The organism is Enterobacter sp. PP-008-ECC_S150 (genome assembly GCF_045257065.1).
Taxonomy (GTDB): Bacteria; Pseudomonadota; Gammaproteobacteria; order Enterobacterales; family Enterobacteriaceae; genus Enterobacter; species Enterobacter chengduensis.
Genome location: NZ_JBJHHG010000009.1, coordinates 47,980 through 68,349 on the forward strand (window position 1 = coordinate 47,980; position 20,370 = coordinate 68,349).

Annotated in this window: 18 protein-coding genes; 14 read left to right on the forward strand and 4 right to left on the reverse strand. The window is 56.8% G+C overall.

What is annotated here, in order from left to right:
• Positions 1–205: 205 nt before the first annotated feature.
• Both pyrG and eno read left to right on the forward strand, forming a co-directional pair.
• Positions 206–1,843, forward strand: coding sequence for a glutamine hydrolyzing CTP synthase (gene pyrG / locus ACJBF3_RS11650; protein ID WP_023309013.1), 1,638 nt, complete (start codon positions 206–208; stop codon positions 1,841–1,843).
• Positions 1,844–1,925: 82 nt separating this feature from the next.
• A complete protein-coding gene (eno, locus tag ACJBF3_RS11655; RefSeq protein WP_045330584.1) occupies positions 1,926–3,224 on the forward strand; it encodes a phosphopyruvate hydratase in 1,299 nt (432 codons plus the stop codon).
• A gap of 52 nt (positions 3,225–3,276) precedes the next feature.
• Here eno and ACJBF3_RS11660 read toward each other — a convergent pair whose 3' ends face one another.
• On the reverse strand, positions 3,277–4,386 hold the full coding sequence (locus ACJBF3_RS11660; RefSeq protein ID WP_045330585.1) for an SDR family oxidoreductase: 1,110 nt from the start codon (positions 4,384–4,386) through the stop codon (positions 3,277–3,279).
• A 360-nt stretch (positions 4,387–4,746) separates the two neighbouring features.
• On the reverse strand, positions 4,747–5,571 hold the full coding sequence (locus ACJBF3_RS11665) for a MurR/RpiR family transcriptional regulator (RefSeq protein WP_045330588.1): 825 nt from the start codon (positions 5,569–5,571) through the stop codon (positions 4,747–4,749).
• A 165-nt stretch (positions 5,572–5,736) separates the two neighbouring features.
• Between ACJBF3_RS11665 and ACJBF3_RS11670 the strand changes: the two genes are divergently transcribed.
• Genes ACJBF3_RS11670 through queE form a run of 3 tightly spaced genes read left to right on the forward strand, consistent with a single transcriptional unit; the run spans position 5,737 to position 8,729 of the window.
• Complete coding sequence (locus tag ACJBF3_RS11670; protein WP_045330591.1) at positions 5,737–7,296, forward strand: PTS transporter subunit EIIC; 1,560 nt, start codon at positions 5,737–5,739, stop codon at positions 7,294–7,296.
• A complete protein-coding gene (locus ACJBF3_RS11675) occupies positions 7,296–8,003 on the forward strand; it encodes an N-acetylmannosamine-6-phosphate 2-epimerase (RefSeq protein ID WP_045330592.1) in 708 nt (235 codons plus the stop codon). Before ACJBF3_RS11670 ends, ACJBF3_RS11675 begins: the two co-directional genes overlap by 1 nt.
• A gap of 54 nt (positions 8,004–8,057) precedes the next feature.
• A complete protein-coding gene (queE, locus tag ACJBF3_RS11680; RefSeq protein WP_032643113.1) occupies positions 8,058–8,729 on the forward strand; it encodes a 7-carboxy-7-deazaguanine synthase QueE in 672 nt (223 codons plus the stop codon).
• Positions 8,730–8,815: 86 nt separating this feature from the next.
• Here queE and queD read toward each other — a convergent pair whose 3' ends face one another.
• Positions 8,816–9,178, reverse strand: coding sequence for a 6-carboxytetrahydropterin synthase QueD (gene queD, locus ACJBF3_RS11685; protein WP_014885039.1), 363 nt, complete (start codon positions 9,176–9,178; stop codon positions 8,816–8,818).
• Between the two features lie 306 nt (positions 9,179–9,484).
• Between queD and cysJ the strand changes: the two genes are divergently transcribed.
• The 3 genes from cysJ to cysH all read left to right on the forward strand — a co-directional run bounded on the left by cysJ (position 9,485) and on the right by cysH (position 13,813).
• On the forward strand, positions 9,485–11,290 hold the full coding sequence (cysJ, locus tag ACJBF3_RS11690) for an NADPH-dependent assimilatory sulfite reductase flavoprotein subunit (RefSeq protein ID WP_045330594.1): 1,806 nt from the start codon (positions 9,485–9,487) through the stop codon (positions 11,288–11,290).
• Positions 11,290–13,002 (forward strand): assimilatory sulfite reductase (NADPH) hemoprotein subunit, encoded by a 1,713-nt coding sequence (cysI, locus tag ACJBF3_RS11695; RefSeq protein ID WP_023333234.1) that lies wholly within the window; start codon positions 11,290–11,292, stop codon positions 13,000–13,002. The genes cysJ and cysI overlap by 1 nt, the downstream gene beginning before the upstream one ends.
• Before the next feature lie 76 nt (positions 13,003–13,078).
• Entirely contained in the window at positions 13,079–13,813 is a 735-nt protein-coding gene (gene cysH / locus ACJBF3_RS11700) for a phosphoadenosine phosphosulfate reductase (protein WP_045330596.1), read from the forward strand.
• Positions 13,814–13,907: 94 nt separating this feature from the next.
• Here cysH and ACJBF3_RS11705 read toward each other — a convergent pair whose 3' ends face one another.
• Complete coding sequence (locus tag ACJBF3_RS11705; RefSeq protein WP_047723561.1) at positions 13,908–14,951, reverse strand: aminopeptidase; 1,044 nt, start codon at positions 14,949–14,951, stop codon at positions 13,908–13,910.
• Positions 14,952–15,188: 237 nt separating this feature from the next.
• On the opposite strand from ACJBF3_RS11705, the gene cysG reads away from it, so the two are divergent.
• From cysG to ftsB, 6 genes are all read left to right on the forward strand, one after another.
• Complete coding sequence (cysG, locus tag ACJBF3_RS11710; RefSeq protein WP_045330599.1) at positions 15,189–16,547, forward strand: siroheme synthase CysG; 1,359 nt, start codon at positions 15,189–15,191, stop codon at positions 16,545–16,547.
• A gap of 9 nt (positions 16,548–16,556) precedes the next feature.
• A complete protein-coding gene (gene cysD, locus ACJBF3_RS11715; RefSeq protein WP_006811770.1) occupies positions 16,557–17,465 on the forward strand; it encodes a sulfate adenylyltransferase subunit CysD in 909 nt (302 codons plus the stop codon).
• Positions 17,466–17,474: 9 nt separating this feature from the next.
• Positions 17,475–18,899: a sulfate adenylyltransferase subunit CysN gene (gene cysN / locus ACJBF3_RS11720; RefSeq protein WP_045330600.1), complete on the forward strand. Its 1,425-nt coding sequence runs from the start codon at positions 17,475–17,477 to the stop codon at positions 18,897–18,899.
• The gene (gene cysC / locus ACJBF3_RS11725; RefSeq protein ID WP_045330602.1) at positions 18,899–19,504 is read left to right on the forward strand and encodes an adenylyl-sulfate kinase; all 606 of its coding nucleotides are present in this window, start codon (positions 18,899–18,901) and stop codon (positions 19,502–19,504) included. The genes cysN and cysC overlap by 1 nt, the downstream gene beginning before the upstream one ends.
• Before the next feature lie 58 nt (positions 19,505–19,562).
• The gene (locus ACJBF3_RS11730) at positions 19,563–19,886 is read left to right on the forward strand and encodes a DUF3561 family protein (RefSeq protein ID WP_045330604.1); all 324 of its coding nucleotides are present in this window, start codon (positions 19,563–19,565) and stop codon (positions 19,884–19,886) included.
• Positions 19,887–20,052: 166 nt separating this feature from the next.
• Positions 20,053–20,364 carry a cell division protein FtsB gene (gene ftsB, locus ACJBF3_RS11735; RefSeq protein WP_008499609.1) on the forward strand — a complete coding sequence of 104 codons (312 nt, stop codon included), beginning with the start codon at positions 20,053–20,055 and terminating at the stop codon, positions 20,362–20,364.
• The last annotated feature ends 6 nt before the right edge of the window (positions 20,365–20,370 follow it).

Genomic DNA, 20,370 nt, shown 5'->3' on the forward strand with positions numbered 1-20,370 from the left:
CGCAATTTGTGTGATTTTTTAAATGACAAGCGCTTGATTTGCGTCAAAAACATTTACCCAAAAGGGGCTATTTTCTCACTCCTTATGTTTGTCATGGCCTGGAATGGAGACGGAGAATGAAAGTTTGTGGCGCTCGCCGTGTTCGGGTATACTACTTTCCCGTCCTGGTTATTCCATCGTTTCACCCTAACTTCTCAGGTTCAGCATGACAACGAACTATATTTTTGTGACCGGCGGGGTCGTATCCTCTCTGGGTAAAGGCATTGCCGCAGCCTCCCTCGCAGCCATTCTTGAAGCCCGTGGCCTCAATGTGACCATGATGAAACTGGATCCGTACATCAACGTCGATCCGGGCACCATGAGCCCAATCCAACACGGGGAAGTGTTCGTTACTGAAGACGGCGCTGAAACCGATCTGGATCTTGGCCACTACGAGCGTTTCATCCGCACCAAAATGACCCGTCGTAACAACTTCACGACTGGCCGCATCTACTCCGACGTTCTGCGTAAAGAGCGCCGTGGTGACTACCTGGGTGCAACCGTTCAGGTTATTCCGCACATCACTAACGCTATCAAAGAACGCATTGTGGCGGGTGGCGAAGGCCACGACGTGGTGCTGGTTGAAATCGGCGGTACCGTAGGTGATATCGAATCTCTGCCGTTCCTGGAAGCGATTCGTCAGCTGGCGGTAGATATTGGCCGTGAACACGCGCTGTTCATGCACCTGACGCTGGTGCCGTACATGGCTGCCGCAGGTGAAGTGAAAACCAAGCCGACCCAGCACTCTGTAAAAGAGCTGCTCTCTATTGGTATTCAGCCAGATATCCTGGTTTGTCGCTCCGATCGCGCGGTTCCGGCGAACGAACGTGCGAAAATTGCATTGTTCTGTAACGTGCCTGAAAAAGCCGTTATTTCAATGAAAGATGTCGATTCCATTTATAAAATCCCGGGCCTGTTGAAATCTCAGGGCCTGGACGATTATATTTGTAAACGATTCAGCTTGAACTGTCCGGAAGCTAACCTGTCTGAATGGGAACAGGTTATTTATGAAGAAGCCAATCCGGCAGGCGAAGTGACTATCGGTATGGTCGGCAAGTACATTGAACTGCCGGATGCCTATAAGTCAGTGATCGAAGCGCTGAAGCACGGTGGTCTGAAGAACCGTGTCTCCGTGAACATCAAGCTAATTGATTCGCAGGATGTCGAAACGCGCGGCGTGGAAATCCTGAAAGATCTGGATGCTATCCTCATCCCTGGCGGCTTCGGCTACCGTGGTGTAGAAGGCAAGATCGCCACCGCGCGCTATGCGCGTGAAAACAATATTCCATACCTCGGCATCTGTCTGGGTATGCAGGTTGCGCTGATCGAATTTGCGCGCAACGTAGCGGGAATGGAAAACGCGAACTCTACGGAATTTGTGCCAGACTGTAAGTACCCTGTTGTGGCGCTTATCACTGAATGGCGTGACGAAGAAGGCAACGTCGAAGTCCGTACCGAGAAGAGCGATCTGGGTGGCACCATGCGTCTTGGCGCACAGGCCTGCCAGCTGTCCGACGATAGCGTGGTTCGCAAGCTGTATGGCGAGCCGGTCATCACCGAGCGCCATCGTCACCGCTATGAAGTCAACAACATGTTGTTGAAACCTATTGAAGCCGCGGGCCTGCGTGTTGCGGGACGCTCCGGGGACGATCAGTTAGTCGAGATCATTGAAGTGCCAAACCATCCTTGGTTTGTCGCCTGCCAGTTCCACCCGGAATTTACTTCAACGCCACGTGACGGGCATCCGCTGTTTGCAGGCTTCGTGAAGGCTGCCAGCGACTACCAGAAGCGTCAGGCGAAGTAAAAAAAGTTAGAACGGCAACGCGTACCCTGGGTACGCGTTGTTTGTCTGGAGTTTTAGTTTAACTTGTACTGAGGAAAATCTAATGTCCAAAATCGTTAAAGTCATCGGTCGTGAAATCATCGACTCCCGTGGTAACCCGACCGTTGAAGCCGAAGTTCATCTGGAAGGTGGTTTCGTCGGTATGGCAGCTGCTCCATCAGGTGCTTCTACCGGTTCCCGCGAAGCGCTGGAACTGCGTGATGGCGACAAATCCCGCTTCCTGGGCAAAGGCGTACTGAAAGCGGTTGGCGCTGTAAACGGTCCTATTGCTCAGGCAATCATTGGCAAAGACGCCAAAGACCAGGCTGGCATCGACAAGATCATGATCGATCTGGACGGTACTGAAAACAAATCTAACTTCGGTGCGAACGCAATCCTGGCCGTTTCCCTGGCGAACGCCAAAGCGGCGGCTGCTGCGAAAGGTATGCCACTGTTCGAGCACATCGCTGAACTGAACGGCACCCCAGGCAAATACTCCATGCCTGTACCAATGATGAACATCATCAACGGTGGTGAGCACGCGGACAACAACGTTGATATTCAGGAATTCATGATTCAGCCAGTTGGCGCGAAATCCCTGAAAGAAGCGGTACGTATGGGTTCTGAAGTGTTCCACAACCTGGCTAAAGTTCTGAAAGCTAAAGGTATGAACACAGCTGTGGGTGACGAAGGTGGCTACGCGCCAAACCTGGGTTCTAACGCAGAAGCGCTGGCTGTTATCGCTGAAGCGGTAAAAGCAGCGGGCTACGAGCTGGGCAAAGACATCACTCTGGCGATGGACTGTGCAGCATCTGAATTCTACAAAGACGGTAAATACGTTCTGGCTGGCGAAGGCAACAAAGCGTTCACCTCCGAAGAGTTCACTCACTTCCTGGAAGACCTGACCAAACAGTACCCAATCGTCTCTATCGAAGACGGTCTGGACGAGTCTGACTGGGATGGCTTCGCATACCAGACTAAAGTACTGGGCGACAAAATCCAGCTGGTGGGTGACGACCTGTTCGTAACCAACACCAAGATCCTGAAAGAAGGTATCGAGAAAGGCATCGTTAACTCCATCCTGATCAAATTCAACCAGATCGGTTCTCTGACCGAAACTCTGGCTGCGATCAAAATGGCGAAAGACGCTGGCTACACTGCGGTTATCTCTCACCGTTCTGGCGAAACTGAAGACGCTACCATTGCCGACCTGGCTGTGGGTACCGCTGCAGGCCAGATCAAAACCGGTTCTATGAGCCGTTCTGACCGTGTTGCTAAATACAACCAGCTGATTCGTATCGAAGAAGCGCTGGGCGAAAAAGCACCATACAACGGTCGTAAAGAGATCAAAGGCCAGGCATAATCGCCTAAGCCTTAAATGAAAATGCCAGTCGAAAGACTGGCATTTTTTTTGGCTATTTAAAATCGACCGCCATTTGCTCCGGAATGGTCAGCCCCTGGGTGGTTTGCACGCAGCGGGCGATATAATCCGTAAACCGGGGTGGCTTCGGCATTCCCATGCTCAGCAGCTTATCGTTGCTGAAGCGCACGTTCAGCGTGGCAAACGCACCGTATAACCGCATGGCTTTCAGCATCAGACGTTCGTTGCACGGGCCAAAAATATCTTTCAGCTCACGGCGCATTCTGACCAGCGTTTCATAGCTGACCTGCGCATATTTATCACCGACGGGGGCTTTCTCCAGCGCCTGCGCCATTGCCTGGTCGATATCCGCAAAGCGAACGCTGTTCTCCTCACCGGCAGAAATGTGCACCACTTCCCCCGGACGCGCGTTGCTGTTAAGCAGCATCAACAGCGCATCGGCGCAATAATCCACCGGAACAACGTCGATCCGGTCTTCCATAGAGCACATAAATTTCTGCAGCATCAGGCCCATGCTAAAGACCCAGAAAATGCTGCTCGACGGCGTGCAGCCGTGGCGGGTATGGCCGACAACGATGGACGGGCGGGCGATGAGCAGCGGCAGGTTCGGACACTCCTGGCGCATCAGCTGTTCGATGGTTGACTTCGAAAACGTGTATTCCACCAGGTGTTCAGCATTCTCTCTGAATTCCGCGCTTTCAGCGACCAGTGAATCCTGCTCCGGCGTGCATGACATCGCGGTGCCAACGTGGAGGAAACGCTGCAGTCCTGCGACCTGCTCCATACGGCGTGCGAGCGCGAGCGTACCCTCAACGTTGACCTTCCAGATCAGCGGGTTATTGCCAAATGAGGCAACCGCCGCACTGTTCACGACGTGCGTGACCCGATCCAGACGGGGATCGTTCAGGAAGGCTTCAGGCTGGCTGAGGTCGCCAATCAGAATATTATCCACGTTCAGAGAGGCCAGTTTCTCCTCGGGAACGTTGAACTTTCGCATGTTCTCCAGCACGCGCTCCAGCCCGCTCTGCGGGTCGCCGGCACGCGCGAGCAAAAGGAGTTTTACGGATTGATCGCTGGTCAGGATTTTTTCAAGTACTGCACCGCCCAGAAATCCGGTCACGCCTGTAATCAATAGCATCTTCATTAATACCGTCTCATTATGATTGATGAGGCGGATTGTAGGCGCGCAAAAGTAAACGGCGTTTAAATAATAAATCGCCGGAATAAATGGCATCTTAAGCTTATTTTAAGGAAAGGAAATCGGCTGGATATTTTGGACAATATCGGAAAGACAAAAATTCACTTTATTAAAATTTAAATTATAACTTATTGAATGTAATGGTTTTTATGGAGGGTCACCCAAATGGCTCACGTAATACAAAATGTAATAAATATAATAATTTGTTACACCAAACATTTACCAAATAAATGCGTTAAACCTCACTTAACAAAAATCAGACGACAGACATCGCAGGCTATTTTATTTAGCCTGCGAAGGGTTTTCTTAAAGTAACAGGGGAAGCGTGGCGCTGGCTGTTTGTTGGCTAACGTCGCCGTAATGCCCGTCCAGCGCAATCATAGAGGTGGTCAGCAGCTCGACCAGCAGCATGACTCCAACCTTAGCATTGAGCGCACCCGCGCTGAGGGGCCCCTCTGGTTTGGCGGCAACCAGCTGCATGTCGCTCAGGGACGCCAGCGGGCTGCGGGGCGTATTGCTGAGCGCCAGAACCTTGACGCCGCGCTTGCGGGCAAGCTTTACCACGTGGAGTAAATCCCGCGTTGAACCCGAACTGGAGATGGCCACAACCAGCGTCTCTTTTGAAAGCGTTGTCGCGTTCATGGCCGCGCGGTGCATATCGCTAAACAGCTGGGCAGGCTTACCCAGACGCAACAGCTTGTAGTGCAAATACTCCCCGAGGATCGCGCTGGCCGCAACGCCATAAATCTGCACGGACTGCGCCTGATGAAGCGCCAGTGCGGCCTTTTCAAGCAGCGTGCGGTCGAGGAGCCGGGCGGTATCCTGCAAAGCCTGCACCGACTCATCCACCACGCTATCAATTTCATCCCCCGCCTGGCGGACAGGCTGACCCTGCTGAATATCCAGCGCAAGCGCCATTTTAAATTCGTTATAGCCTTTGCAGCCCAGCGTGCGGCAAAGACGCGTGACGCTGGCCTCGCTGGTGTGGCTCTCGCGCGCCAGCTCGGTGATCGTCAGGTAGAGCACCCGGGCTGGATCGCTGAGGACAAACTCACCGAGTTTTTGTTGCGTTGGGCTGTACCCGGAAGCCTCCTGGCGTAGCTTCAGCAGCAGGTTTTCATGGTCTGACATGCTCGATCCTTAATGCGTTTCTCTGCGACTAGTGTGGCGGAAAGCGGTGGAGAGATGCCAGTCATTTTGAAAAAGTATGATCGTCGTCCTGATTTTTGATGATAATTTTCACTATTAAATATTTATGTGGTAAAAATTTTCATCTAATTATGGGGAGATGAAAAAATGATGCAAATGTTCAGTGGCGCTTCTTCAGGGGGATGGTTTGAAAAAGCGCAGCGCTTTGGCAAATCCTTTATGTTGCCTATCGCCGTGCTGCCGGCGGCGGGTCTGCTGCTGGGGATAGGCGGCGCGTTATCCAATCCCAATACGCTGGCGGCTTATCCGTTTTTAGACGTGGGCTGGCTGCAGGCCATTTTCACCATCATGAGCAGTGCGGGTTCGATCGTGTTTGCGAACCTCTCGGTGCTGTTTGCGGTGGGTGTTGCCGTCGGGCTGGCAAAAAGCGATAAGGGGACGGCCGGGCTGGCGGCGCTGCTCGCATTTCTGGTGATGAATGCCACCATCAACGCGCTGCTGATCCTTACCGGCACGCTGGCGCATGAGAACCCTGGCGCCGTGGGGCAGGGCATGACGCTGGGCATTCAGACGCTGGAAACCGGCGTGTTTGGCGGCGTGGTGATTGGGCTGGTGACCTGCGCGCTCCATCATCGGTTTAATAAAATTGCGCTTCCGCAGTTTCTCGGGTTCTTTGGCGGCTCGCGCTTTGTCCCGATTATCAGCTCGCTGGCGGCGATCCTCGTCGGCGCGCTCATGACCGTGGTCTGGCCGCATTTTCAGAAGCTGATTTTTGGTCTGGGCGGGCTGGTGGACGCCACCGGCTATCTGGGTACCCTGCTGTACGGCTTTATTCTCCGCATGCTGGGCCCGTTTGGTTTGCACCACATCTTCTACCTGCCGTTCTGGACCACCGCGCTTGGCGGGAGTGAAATCGTCAACGGACACCTCGTGGAAGGTACGCAGCGGATTTTCTTCGCCCAGCTGGCCGACCCGACAACGCGTCAGTTTTATGAAGGCACGTCGCGCTTCATGTCCGGGCGCTTTATTACGATGATGTTTGGCCTGCTCGGCGCGTGCCTGGCGATGTACCACACCGCCAGGCCCGAGAACAAAAAGCGCGTTGCCGGGCTGCTGCTCTCTGCGGCGTTAACCTCGTTCCTGACCGGGATTACCGAGCCTATCGAGTTCTCGTTCCTGTTTATTGCGCCGGTGCTCTACGTCATTCATGCGCTGTTTGACGGGCTGGCCTTCATGCTTGCGCACATGCTGCATATCACCATCGGACAAACCTTCTCCGGCGGCTTCATCGACTTCGTGCTGTTCGGCATTTTGCAGGGCGAAGCCAAAACCCACTGGATGTTCGTTCCGCTGGTCGGCGTACCGTGGTTCTTCCTTTACTACTTTACCTTCCGCTACCTGATTAACCGCTTTGATTTCGCCACGCCGGGCCGTGAAAAGACGGCGATGGCTGATGAAGTGAGCCTGCCGCAAAGCGAGCGCGCTGCGGCGGTGATCGCCGGGTTAGGCGGAAAAGACAATCTGGACGAGGTGGACTGCTGCGCCACGCGCCTTCGCGTTACGGTCAAAGACGGCAGCAAGGTGAATGAGGCGGCACTGAAAGCGACCGGCGCGCGCGGCGTTATCGTGCGCGGCAACGGTGTTCAGGTCATTTATGGCCCGCACGTCACCATTATCAAAAATGAAGTGGAAGAGAGCTTATCGTAATGAAAACTGTACTGGATAACCTGAAGGGAAAGCTGGTCGTCTCCTGTCAGGCGCTGGAAAATGAACCGCTGCACAGCCCGTTTATTATGTCGCGAATGGCGCTCGCTGCCGCGCAGGGCGGGGCCGCGGCTATCCGCGCTAACAGCGTGGTGGATATTGTGGCCATTAAGGAGCAGGTGTCTTTGCCGGTTATCGGCATCATCAAGCGTGACTATCCCGGTAGCGACGTGTTTATCACCGCGACGATGAAAGAGGTGGATGAGCTTATGACGGTTGCGCCGGAAATCATTGCCCTTGATGCCACGGCGCGGGAACGTCCAGGTGGGGACTCCCTGGAAGCACTGGTCAGGCGGATCCGCTCATGCTATCCCGCGGTATTGCTGATGGCGGATATTGCCACGGTCGAAGAGGCCGTGACGGCGCAGGCGCTGGGCTTTGACTGCGTCGGCACCACGCTCTACGGCTATACGGCGGGAACGGCGGGCCATTCGCTTCCGGAGAATGACTGCGCGTTCCTGAAGGCAGTGCTCGCTGCCGTGACGGTGCCCGTGGTGGCCGAAGGCAACGTCGATACGCCTGAACGCGCGGCCAGATGCCTGGCGCTGGGCGCGCATACGGTCGTTGTCGGCGGGGCGATCACCCGTCCGCAGCAAATCACGGAACGGTTTATGGCGGCGATTGGCGCGCAAAGCACCGATGGAGCATGACCATCCGGCGGGGATCTGCGATACTTATCGTTTATCCCCTTAACTGAGATGACTATGCAGTACCCGATTAACGAGATGTTCCAGACCCTGCAAGGCGAGGGTTACTTTACCGGCGTTCCCGCTATTTTCATTCGCTTACAGGGATGCCCGGTTGGCTGTGCCTGGTGTGATACCAAACATACGTGGGATAAGCTCGCAGATCGGGAAGTGTCGCTGTTTAGCATTCTGGCGAAAACCAAAGAGAGCGATAAGTGGGGCGCGGGCAGTTCAGAAGATCTGCTGGCCATTATTGGCCGTCAGGGCTGGACGGCGCGGCACGTCGTGATCACCGGCGGTGAACCCTGCATTCACGACCTGACGCCGCTGACCGAGCTGCTCGAAAAGAACGGCTACAGCTGCCAGATTGAAACCAGCGGGACCCATGAAGTGCGCTGTTCGCACGCGACCTGGGTGACGGTATCGCCAAAAGTGAATATGCGCGGCGGATATGATGTGCTGTCTCAGGCGCTGGAGCGCGCGGATGAGATCAAGCACCCGGTAGGACGCGTGCGTGATATCGAAGCGCTGGATGAACTGCTGGCCACGCTGACGGATGAAAAGCAGCGGGTGATTGCCCTGCAGCCGATCAGCCAGAAAGAGGATGCAACGCGTCTGTGCATTGAAACCTGCATAGCGCGCAACTGGCGCCTGTCGATGCAGACGCACAAGTATCTGAATATTGCCTAAAAAAAGCCCGGTGGCGCGAGCGCTTACCGGGCGTACGGTTCTGGGCACTTGTAGGCCGGGTAAGCGTCAGCGCCACCCGGCAAGCATCACTCTCCGCGATACACGCAGCCCGCGGTGCAGGTCTCTTTGATCATCACCGCGCTCAGCAGCGGTACCAGCGGCTTCATCTGATCCCAAATCCATTTTGCCAGCACTTCGCTGGTCGGGTTTTCAAGGCCCGGGATCTCATTCAGGTAATAGTGATCCAGACGATCGTAGGTCGGCTTAAACGCCGCCTTCAGCTCGGCAAAATCCATGATCCAACCGGTATGCGGATCAACTTCACCGGTGATCTCAAGACGCACCATGAACGAATGCCCGTGCAGACGGCCACATTTATGCCCTTCTGGTACATGGGGAAGGTGGTGGGCGGCTTCGAAGGTGAAATCTTTAAACAGTGTGGTGGACATGATCGCTCTCAGTAATGCGGAAAAAACCGCCGCATAGTACCGGAAAGCACAATTTTTAGCATTAACTAAAACGGCTCTGAAGCCTGGCGTCTCGTTAATGGGCGTTTTTTGGTGCTTTTAGTGATATTTTTCAGTGGGTTAATTAATCGTTTTTATCGCTAAGCGTGACAACCAAAACAGGTTAGTCCATTTGGTTATTTATTATTTCCATCCCTTCTTTAATTGTTATTATCCTCGCCGTTAACCTTATCTTCAGTTTGGATTTATTCGCTTAAAGTCCGCTTGGCTACTGGAACATAACGACGCATGACAACACAGGCCCCACCTTCAAATTTGCTTCCCCTGAACCCGGAGCAACTGGCGCGCCTTCAGGCTGCCACCTCTGATTTTTCGCCCACTCAGCTTGCCTGGGTCTCCGGTTATTTCTGGGGAATGCTCAATCAGCAGCCTGGCGCTGTGGCGGGCGCACCGGCAACGGCTGTGGAAATTCCGGCCATTACCCTGATTTCCGCCTCGCAGACGGGCAATGCCCGCCGCGTGGCCGAGCGGCTTCGCGATGACCTGCTGGCCGCCAAACTGAACGTAAACCTCGTCAACGCCGGGGATTATAAATTCAAGCAAATCGCGTCGGAAAAACTGCTGGTGGTGGTGGCCTCCACGCAGGGTGAAGGTGAACCTGCTGAAGAAGCGGTGGCGCTGCACAAGTTCCTGTTCTCGAAAAAAGCGCCGAAGCTGGACGGTACGGCGTTTGCCGTGTTTGGCCTGGGCGATACCTCCTATGAATTCTTCTGCCAGTCCGGCAAAGACTTCGACAGCAGGCTGGCGGAGCTGGGCGCAGAGCGCCTGCTGGATCGCGTTGACGCGGATGTCGAATACCAGGCCGCCGCCGATGAATGGCGTGCGCGCATCGTTGAGGTACTGAAAGCGCGCGTGCCGAAAGAGACGTCGGCGCAGGCCGCGTTCACCGCAACGGGAGCCGTCAACGATATCCACACCAGCCCGTACACCAAAGAGGCGCCGCTGACGGCGAGCCTGTCGGTGAACCAGAAAATTACCGGCCGCGACTCCGAAAAAGACGTCCGCCATATCGAAATCGATCTCGGCGACTCCGGCCTGCGCTATCAGCCCGGCGATGCGCTCGGCGTCTGGTATCAGAACGATCCGGCGCTGGTGAAAGAGCTGGTTGAGCTGCTGTGGCTGAAGGGCGACGAACCCGTCACCGTCGACGGCAAAACGCAGCCGCTTTCCGACGCGCTGCAGTGGCACTTCGAACTGACGGTCAACACCCCGAATATCGTCGAAAATTATGCCACCCTCACGCGCAGCGAATCTCTGCTGCCGCTGGTGGGCGACAAAGCGAAGCTGCAGCATTATGCCGCGACGACGCCGATTGTCGACATGGTGCGCTTCTCTCCGGCGCAGCTGGATGCCGACGCGCTGGTCGGCCTGCTGCGTCCGCTGACCCCGCGCCTGTACTCCATTGCTTCTTCTCAGGCCGAGGCGGAAAGCGAAGTGCATATCACCGTGGGCGTTGTGCGCTACGACATCGAAGGCCGCGCCCGTACGGGTGGGGCGTCAGGTTTCCTGGCGGACCGCGTGGAGGAAGAGGGCGAAGTGCGCGTCTTTATCGAGCACAACGATAACTTCCGCCTGCCGACAAACCCGGAAACCCCGGTCATTATGATTGGCCCGGGCACCGGCATTGCGCCGTTCCGCGCCTTCATGCAGCAGCGCGCGGCAGACGAGGCGCCGGGTAAAAACTGGCTGTTCTTCGGCAACCCGCACTTCACCGAAGATTTCCTCTACCAGGTTGAGTGGCAGCGCTATGTGAAAGAAGGCGTGCTGACCCGCATCGATCTGGCCTGGTCCCGCGACCAGAAAGAAAAAGTCTACGTACAAGACAAACTGCGCGAACAGGGCGCAGAGCTGTGGCGCTGGATCAATGACGGTGCCCACATTTATGTCTGCGGCGACGCTAATCGCATGGCGAAAGACGTTGAGCAGGCGCTGCTGGAAGTGATTGCCGAATTCGGCGGTATGGATGCCGAAGCGGCGGACGAATTTTTAAGTGAGCTGCGCGTTGAGCGCCGTTATCAGCGAGATGTCTACTAATGAGCGAAAAACATCCAGGGCCACTGGTGGTCGAAGGTAAACTGACAGACGCCGAGCGCATGAAGCTGGAAAGCAACTACCTGCGCGGCACCATTGCTGAAGATCTGAATGACGGTCTCACCGGCGGCTTCAAAGGCGACAACTTCCTGCTGATCCGCTTCCACGGCATGTACCAGCAGGACGATCGCGACATCCGCGCCGAGCGTGCGGAACAGAAGCTGGAGCCGCGTCATGCGATGCTGCTGCGCTGCCGCCTGCCGGGCGGGGTGATCACCACGAAGCAGTGGCAGGCCATCGACAAGTTCGCGGGTGAAAACACGATTTACGGCAGCATCCGCCTGACCAACCGTCAGACCTTCCAGTTCCACGGCATTCTGAAGAAGAACGTGAAGCCTGTGCACCAGATGCTGCACTCCGTCGGGCTGGACGCGCTGGCGACCGCCAACGACATGAACCGTAACGTGCTCTGCACCTCGAACCCGTACGAGTCCGAGCTGCACGCCGAAGCGTACGAGTGGGCGAAGAAGATCTCCGAGCACCTGCTGCCGCGCACCCGCGCCTATGCGGAGATCTGGCTCGATCAGGAGAAAGTCGCGACCACCGACGAAGAGCCGATTCTCGGCCAGACCTATCTGCCGCGTAAGTTTAAAACCACGGTCGTGATCCCGCCGCAAAACGATATCGACCTGCACGCCAACGACATGAACTTCGTGGCGATTGCCGAAAACGGCAAGCTGGTCGGCTTTAACCTGCTGGTAGGCGGCGGCCTGTCCATCGAGCACGGTAACAAGAAAACCTACGCCCGCACCGCGAGCGAGTTCGGCTTCCTGCCGCTGGAGCACACGCTGGCCGTGGCGGAAGCGGTCGTGACCACGCAGCGCGACTGGGGCAACCGTACCGACCGTAAAAACGCGAAAACCAAATACACCCTGGAGCGCGTGGGCGTCGAGACGTTCAAAGAAGAAGTGGAGCGTCGTGCGGGCATCAAGTTTGAGCCGATCCGTCCTTACGAATTCACCGGCCGCGGCGATCGCATTGGCTGGGTGAAAGGCATCGACAATAAGTGGCACCTGACGCTGTTCATCGAAAACGGCCGTATTCTGGACTATCCGGGCCGTCCGCTGAAAACCGGCCTGCTGGAAATCGCGAAGATCCACAAAGGCGAGTTTCGCATTACCGCCAACCAGAACCTGATTATTGCCGGCGTGCCCGAGAGCCAGAAGGCGAAAATCGAGAAGCTGGCGCGCGATCATGGGTTGATGAACGCGGTGAAGCCGCAGCGTGAAAACTCGATGGCCTGCGTGTCGTTCCCGACCTGCCCGCTGGCGATGGCGGAAGCGGAACGTTTCCTGCCGTCATTCACTGACAAAGTGGAAGCGATTCTGGAAAAACACGGTATTCCGGACGAGCATATAGTGATGCGCGTCACCGGCTGCCCGAACGGCTGCGGTCGCGCGATGCTGGCCGAGCTGGGGCTGGTAGGGAAAGCCCCGGGTCGCTACAACGTACACCTCGGCGGTAACCGTATGGGGACGCGCATTCCGCGGATGTATCGCGAAAATATCACGGAACCGGAAATTCTCGATTCCATCGACGAGCTTGTCGGGCGCTGGGCGAAAGAGCGCGAAGCGGGTGAAGGCTTCGGCGACTTTACGGTGCGTGCGGGCATCATTCGCCCGGTGCTCGATCCCGCCAGGGATTTCTGGGAGTAACATCCCGACGGTTTTACAGGTGTTGTAGGCCGGGCAAACGCAGTGCCGCCCGGCAAAACTGGCAAACGAGGTTCTTATGTCCGTACTCGATCTAAACGCGCTTAACGCATTGCCAAAAGTCGAACGCATTCTCGCACTGGCAGAAACCAATGCCCACCTTGAAAAGCTGGACGCGGAAGGGCGCGTGGCGTGGGCGCTGGAAAACCTGCCGGGCGACTATGTGCTCTCGTCGAGCTTTGGTATTCAGGCGGCGGTCAGCCTGCATCTGGTGAATCAGATCCGTCCGGACATTCCGGTGATCCTCACCGACACCGGCTACCTGTTCCCGGAAACCTACCAGTTTATTGACGAGCTGACGGACAAGCTTAAGCTGAACCTCAAGGTCTTCCGCGCGACGGAAAGCGCGGCCTGGCAGGAGGCGCGCTACGGCAAGCTGTGGGAGCAGGGCGTTGAGGGCATTGAGAAATACAATGAGATCAACAAAGTTGAGCCGATGAACCGGGCGCTGAAAGAGCTTAACGCGCAGACGTGGTTTGCGGGGCTACGCCGCGAGCAGTCCGGCAGCCGCGCCACGCTGCCGGTGCTGGCGGTCCAGCGCGGTGTCTTCAAAGTGCTGCCGATTATCGACTGGGATAACCGGACGGTGTATCAGTACCTGCAAAAACACGGGCTGAAGTACCATCCGCTGTGGGACCAGGGCTACCTGTCGGTGGGCGACACCCACACCACGCGCAAATGGGAACCGGGAATGGCGGAAGAAGAGACGCGATTCTTTGGGCTGAAGCGCGAGTGCGGGTTGCACGAAGGGTAATACGCTTTTTTGCCCGGTGGCGCTGCGCTTACCGGGCCTACAAAGGCACGAAACGTAGGCCCGGTTAGGCGTAGCCGCCACCGGGCTTAACACTTCAGGCTTTCCCCGCTTTTGCCAGCTCCTTCGCCAGCGGCAGCATCACCTTCACCACATCACGGCTGCGGTGCTCAATTCGCTGCGGCAGCGCGCTGTCAATGTGCTGCTGATTATCCAGCATCACGTTGTGCCAGCTTGTCCCGTCCGGGAAGGCTTTCGTTTTCGCCCGCTGCTGGTAGCCATCTTTATTGCCCAGCGCCCAGTTTGTCGCTTCCACGTACAGCACCGGAATGCCCGCCTTATCGAACACTTCGCCGTCGTTGCAGCAGCCGGTGCCTCGCGGATAATCCGGGTTACCGCCCGGGTTGCTGGTGGCATACACCCCATGGCTGCGGGCAATGGCCAGCGCCCGGTCGCGCGTCAGTTTTCGCACGGTACCCGGCGTACTCTGCCCGCTGTTGAAATAGAGCTTGTCGCCGACGATCAGGTTATCGAGGTTGATCACCAGCAGCGTATTTTTCTTCTCCTCTGCGCTCATGCGCTTAAGGAAATTCTCTGCGCCGAGCTTGCCCTCTTCTTCACCGCTGGTGGCCACAAAACGAATGCCATATTGGGTGGGGACATTTTTCATCCGCTCGGCCAGTTCGAGCATCACGCCCAGGCCTGCCGCGTTATCGTCCATGCCCTGCAGCGTCAGCCCGCCAAGATTGTTGTCCGTATCGGCATCGCTCAGCGGGGCGTAGGTATCAAGGTGCGCCATAATAATAATTTGCTCTTTTGCGCTACCTTCGTGCGCCGCAATCACCGTACTGCCGGTCACGTTATGCCAGTTTTTCGTTTTATTTCGTGAGGTATACACGTAGCGGCTGTGAAACGACCGGATGTCGCTCTGGTAACCCATGTCGGCAAACTGCTGGCGAAGATAGTCGGCGGAGAGCATTTCCGCAGGCGAGCCGGTCATGCGGCCAGGGAAGACGGTGGCAATATGCCGAGCCTGCATATTGGCGATGTCACCATAAGGTGGGTTTTTTGCCTGAGCGGGAAGAATAAAGCAAACGCCGAGCGCCAGGGCAGCAATACGGTGGCGCATTGCGGAAAACATAGTGAGTCCTTAAAAACAGAGCAAAATAATAACCCGTCTAGTATGAAACTGTGATCGTCCATACACAATTTGAATTGTTCTTAAATGCCCGAAATGTCGCGCGTTAAGCACTTTTTGGTATTAGCATTTTCAGGGCGTTATTCCATTGAGTAACTACTCATTCCAATTCGTAATTTCATTCGATCTAAGCCGCCCCCTATAGTCCCTTTATTCCTCGTTGTTAGTGAGTTGTTGCTTGTGGACTATCTGCCCTTATTTGCCGCGATAAAAGAGAAGCCGGTGCTGGTTGTTGGCACGGGTGAAATCGCCGATCGCAAAATCGCGTTTCTTCATCGCGCAGGGGCGCAGGTGCGGGTAGTTGCAGAAGCGGATTTTGACGAATCACACATCGACAGCGTCGTGCTGGTCATTGCGGCGACGGAAGACCGCGAACTGAACCGGCGGATCTCCGACGCTGCTCAGGCCCGTTACCGCCTGGTGAACGTGGTGGACGACCAGCCTTTATGCTCGTTTATCTTTCCGTCGATCGTTGACCGTTCGCCGCTGCTGGTGGCCATCTCCTCCGGCGGTACCGCACCGGTGCTGGCGCGCGTGCTGCGGGAAAAAATCGAAGCGCTGCTGCCGACCAGCCTCGGACGCATGGCGGAGAAGGCCAGCTACTGGCGCAACCACCTGAAAACCCGCCTGACCAGCGTGACGGAACGCCGTCGCTTCTGGGAACGCGTGTTTCGCGGCCGCTTTGCCAGCCTGATGCAGGCCGGCAATGAGACCGCGGCGCAGAAAATCCTCGAGGACGAACTGGATAACCCCGGCAGCACGGGCGGGGAGATCATTCTGGTGGGCGCGGGGCCGGGCGATGCCGGGCTCCTGACGCTGCGCGGCCTGCAGGTGCTGCAGGACGCGGACGTGGTGTTTTACGATCATCTGGTCACCGACGGCGTGCGCGAGCTGATCCGTCGCGACGCGGAGCAAATCTGCGTCGGAAAACGGGCTGGCGAGCACTCTGTGCCGCAGCACGACACCAACCAGATGCTGGTTGACGCCGCCAAAGCGGGTAAAACCGTGGTGCGCCTGAAGGGGGGCGATCCGTTCATTTTTGGTCGCGGCGGCGAAGAGCTGCAGGCGGCAGCCGAAGCGGGCGTACCGTTCCAGGTGGTGCCCGGCATTACGGCGGCTTCTGCGGTAACGGCCTATGCCGGTATCCCGCTCACCCATCGCGATTATGCTCAAAGCGTCACCTTTGTGACCGGCCACTACAAGGCCGACAGCACGCCGTTTGACTGGTCGCATCTCGCCCAGAGCCGCCAGACGCTGGCGATATACATGGGCACGATGAAGGCGGCAGACATCAGCGAACAGCTTATTCAGCACGGCCGCGAGGCGACGACGCCCGTTGCCGTCATTTCTCGCGGCACCCGCGTCGATCAGCACGTTGCGACGGGCACCCTGGAACATCTTGCAGCCCTGGCGAAAGACGCCCCGATGCCCGCCCTGATCGTGGTGGGGGAAGTGGTGCAGCTGCACAGCACGCTCGCCTGGTTTCAGCACACAACCGATACAGAAGGCTTTGGTTCTTCTGTTGTAAATTTGGCTTAAGGAACGGTTATGGACCAAAAACGTCTTACACACCTGCGGCAGCTCGAAGCGGAAAGTATCCATATTATCCGCGAAGTGGCCGCCGAGTTTTCTAACCCGGTGATGATGTACTCCATCGGTAAAGATTCCAGCGTCATGCTGCATCTGGCGCGTAAAGCGTTTTATCCGGGTACGCTGCCGTTCCCGCTGCTGCACGTGGACACCGGCTGGAAATTCCGCGAAATGTACGAGTTCCGCGACCGTACCGCGAAAGCCTACGGCTGCGAGCTGCTGGTGCATAAAAACCCGGAAGGGGTAGCGATGGGCATTAACCCGTTCGTACACGGCAGCGCCAAGCACACCGATATCATGAAAACCGAAGGGCTGAAGCAGGCGCTGAATAAATACGGTTTTGACGCGGCCTTCGGCGGCGCGCGTCGTGACGAAGAGAAGTCCCGCGCCAAAGAGCGTATCTACTCCTTCCGCGACCGCTTCCACCGCTGGGATCCGAAAAACCAGCGTCCGGAACTGTGGCACAACTACAACGGCCAGATTAACAAGGGCGAAAGTATCCGCGTCTTCCCGCTCTCCAACTGGACCGAGCTGGATATCTGGCAGTACATCTATCTGGAAAACATCGAGATCGTTCCGCTGTATCTGGCCGCGGAGCGTCCGGTGCTTGAGCGCGACGGCATGCTGATGATGATCGACGACGATCGCATCGACCTGCAGCCGGGCGAAGTGATTAAAAAACAGATGGTGCGTTTCCGTACTCTCGGCTGCTGGCCGTTGACCGGCGCGGTGGAATCCAGCGCGCAGACGCTGCCGGAGATCATTGAAGAGATGCTGGTATCCACCACCAGCGAGCGACAGGGGCGCGTGATTGACCGCGACCAGGCAGGCTCCATGGAGCTGAAGAAACGTCAGGGTTATTTCTAAGGAGCCGCCATGAACACCACTATTGCTGAACAAATTGCCAACGAAGGCGGCGTGGAAGCGTACCTGCACGCGCAACAACACAAAAGCCTGCTGCGTTTTCTGACCTGCGGCAGCGTGGATGACGGGAAAAGTACCCTGATTGGCCGCCTGCTGCACGATACGCGCCAGATTTATGAAGATCAGCTCTCTTCTCTGCACAACGACAGCAAGCGTCACGGCACCCAGGGTGAAAAGCTCGACCTGGCCCTGCTGGTGGACGGCCTGCAGGCGGAGCGCGAGCAGGGCATCACCATCGACGTGGCCTACCGCTACTTCTCTACCGAGAAGCGCAAATTTATTATCGCCGACACCCCGGGGCACGAGCAGTACACCCGTAACATGGCGACCGGCGCGTCCACCTGCGACCTGGCGATCCTGCTAATGGACGCGCGTAAAGGCGTGCTGGATCAGACCCGCCGTCACAGCTTTATCTCGACGCTGCTGGGGATCAAACACCTGGTGGTGGCGGTCAACAAGATGGATCTGGTGAACTTCAGCGAAGAGACGTTCGAGGAGATCCGCCAGAGCTACCTGACCTTTGCCGAACAGCTGCCGGGCAACCTGGATATTCGCTTTGTGCCGCTCTCGGCGCTGGAAGGGGATAACGTCGCCTCCCAGAGCGCGAACATGCCGTGGTACAGCGGCCCGACGCTGCTGGAGGTGCTGGAAACCGTTGAGATCCAGCGCGTGGTCGACACCCAGCCGATGCGCTTCCCGGTGCAGTACGTGAATCGTCCAAACCTCGATTTCCGCGGCTTCTCGGGCACCCTTGCGTCAGGCTCCGTGAAGGTCGGCCAGCGCGTTAAGGCGCTGCCATCCGGCGTGGAATCGACCATTGCCCGCATCGTCACCTTCGACGGTGACCTGCAGGAAGCGGGCGCCGGTGAAGCGGTTACGCTGGTGCTGAAAGACGAAATTGATATCAGTCGGGGCGACCTGCTGGTGGACGCGCAGGAAACGCTGGCGGCGGTGCAGGGCGCTTCCGTGGACGTGGTGTGGATGGCGGAACAGCCGCTGACCGCTGGCCAAAGCTACGACATCAAAATTGCGGGCAAGAAAACCCGCGCCCGCGTGGACGGCATTCAGTTCCAGGTGGACATCAACAACCTGACCCACCGTGACGTGAGCGAGCTGCCGCTGAACGGTATTGGTCTGGTCGATCTGACCTTCGACGAACCGCTGGTGCTGGACCCGTATCAGCAGAACCCGGTCACGGGCGGGCTGATTTTTATCGACCGTCTGACTAACGTTACCGTCGGCGCGGGGATGGTTCGTGAGCCAAACGAGCAGGCGACCGCTGCTTCTGAATTCAGCGCCTTTGAGCTGGAGCTGAACGCGCTGGTGCGTAAACACTTCCCGCACTGGGGCGCGCGCGATCTGCTGGGAGGCAAGTAATGGCCGCCCATGATGAGAACGTCGTCTGGCATCCTCATCCGGTCACCGTCGCCCAGCGCGAAAAGCTCCACGGTCACCGTGGGGTGGTGCTGTGGTTTACCGGGCTGTCCGGCTCGGGTAAATCAACGGTGGCGGGCGCGCTGGAAGAGGCGCTCTATCAGCAGGGCGTCAGTACCTACCTGCTGGATGGCGACAACGTGCGCCACGGCCTGTGCAGCGATTTAGGGTTTAGCGACGACGACCGCAAAGAGAACATTCGTCGGGTGGGCGAAGTCGCCAGCCTGATGGCTGACGCGGGGCTGGTAGTGCTGACCGCGTTTATCTCTCCGCACCGCGCCGAGCGCCAGATGGTGCGCGAACGCGTGGGCCAGGATCGCTTTATCGAGGTGTTTGTCGATACGCCGCTGGAAATTTGTGAAGCGCGCGACCCGAAAGGGCTGTACAAGAAAGCGCGGGCCGGAGAACTGCGCAACTTCACCGGCATTGACGCGGTATACGAAGCGCCTGAATCGCCTGAAATTCACCTGGAGGGTCAACAATTGGTAACAAATTTAGTAAGCCAATTATTAGACCTGCTCAGACGGGACGATATTATCAGATCCTGAGGCGGTATCGTTCGGGAGCTGTCTTCCCGAACGATGAGTCACGGTCACAGGACTAGCTATGCGCAACAGTGAACATTACATCACCACCAGGTCGGAGCCGCTCGCGACCGACGACGAAACGACCTGGTCATTTCCTGGGGCCATCATTGGCTTCGTCGCATGGCTGCTGGCGCTGGGCATTCCGTTTCTCATCTACGGCGGCAACACGCTGTTCTTCTTTCTCTACACCTGGCCTTTCTTTCTGGCGCTGATGCCCGTGGCGGTTGTCGTCGGCATTGCGCTGCACTCGCTGCTCAACGGCAAGCTCCTCTACAGCACCGTGGTCACGATTGTGACGGTGGTTCTGATGTTTGGTCTGTTATTTTTGTGGCTCATGGGCTAACTTCAGCCATAATTCAAACCGTAACCAACTGTGTAACGATATTGTGCAGGACGATTCTGCGGAAAAAATGTGGTACATTTGCCCGCGATGTTGCGGCATCTCTGTTACCCCGGCGTAGTGCTCTGGGGAAGTCTTGGGATGATGATGCCGTTTTTCAGGGGGCAGGATGGGTAAACTAACGCTGCTGTTGCTGGCTTTGCTAATCTGGCTGCAATATTCGCTGTGGTTCGGTAAGAACGGACTGCACGACTACAGCCGGGTGAGCGATGACGTCGCGGCTCAGCAGGCAACAAACGCCAAACTTAAGGCGCGAAACGATCAACTCTTCGCTGAAATTGATGACCTCAATGGCGGGCAAGAGGCGATTGAGGAACGCGCACGCAATGAACTCAGTATGACTAAGCCGGGCGAAACCTTTTATCGTCTGGTACCGGATGCGTCTAAACGCAATCAGGGCTCAGCACAAAACAATCGATAATCAGGC

Coding starts and splice junctions, on each gene's coding strand:
- ACJBF3_RS11675 (WP_045330592.1), top strand. CDS start 7,296: ATGAAAACTGTACTGGATAACCTGAAGGGAAAGCTGGTCGTCTCCTGT.
- ACJBF3_RS11670 (WP_045330591.1), top strand. CDS start 5,737: ATGATGCAAATGTTCAGTGGCGCTTCTTCAGGGGGATGGTTTGAAAAA.
- cysH (WP_045330596.1), top strand. CDS start 13,079: ATGTCCGTACTCGATCTAAACGCGCTTAACGCATTGCCAAAAGTCGAA.
- ACJBF3_RS11705 (WP_047723561.1), bottom strand. CDS start 14,951: ATGTTTTCCGCAATGCGCCACCGTATTGCTGCCCTGGCGCTCGGCGTT.
- cysD (WP_006811770.1), top strand. CDS start 16,557: ATGGACCAAAAACGTCTTACACACCTGCGGCAGCTCGAAGCGGAAAGT.
- queE (WP_032643113.1), top strand. CDS start 8,058: ATGCAGTACCCGATTAACGAGATGTTCCAGACCCTGCAAGGCGAGGGT.
- cysI (WP_023333234.1), top strand. CDS start 11,290: ATGAGCGAAAAACATCCAGGGCCACTGGTGGTCGAAGGTAAACTGACA.
- cysN (WP_045330600.1), top strand. CDS start 17,475: ATGAACACCACTATTGCTGAACAAATTGCCAACGAAGGCGGCGTGGAA.
- ftsB (WP_008499609.1), top strand. CDS start 20,053: ATGGGTAAACTAACGCTGCTGTTGCTGGCTTTGCTAATCTGGCTGCAA.
- queD (WP_014885039.1), bottom strand. CDS start 9,178: ATGTCCACCACACTGTTTAAAGATTTCACCTTCGAAGCCGCCCACCAC.
- ACJBF3_RS11660 (WP_045330585.1), bottom strand. CDS start 4,386: ATGAAGATGCTATTGATTACAGGCGTGACCGGATTTCTGGGCGGTGCA.
- ACJBF3_RS11665 (WP_045330588.1), bottom strand. CDS start 5,571: ATGTCAGACCATGAAAACCTGCTGCTGAAGCTACGCCAGGAGGCTTCC.
- cysJ (WP_045330594.1), top strand. CDS start 9,485: ATGACAACACAGGCCCCACCTTCAAATTTGCTTCCCCTGAACCCGGAG.
- cysC (WP_045330602.1), top strand. CDS start 18,899: ATGGCCGCCCATGATGAGAACGTCGTCTGGCATCCTCATCCGGTCACC.
- pyrG (WP_023309013.1), top strand. CDS start 206: ATGACAACGAACTATATTTTTGTGACCGGCGGGGTCGTATCCTCTCTG.
- ACJBF3_RS11730 (WP_045330604.1), top strand. CDS start 19,563: ATGCGCAACAGTGAACATTACATCACCACCAGGTCGGAGCCGCTCGCG.
- eno (WP_045330584.1), top strand. CDS start 1,926: ATGTCCAAAATCGTTAAAGTCATCGGTCGTGAAATCATCGACTCCCGT.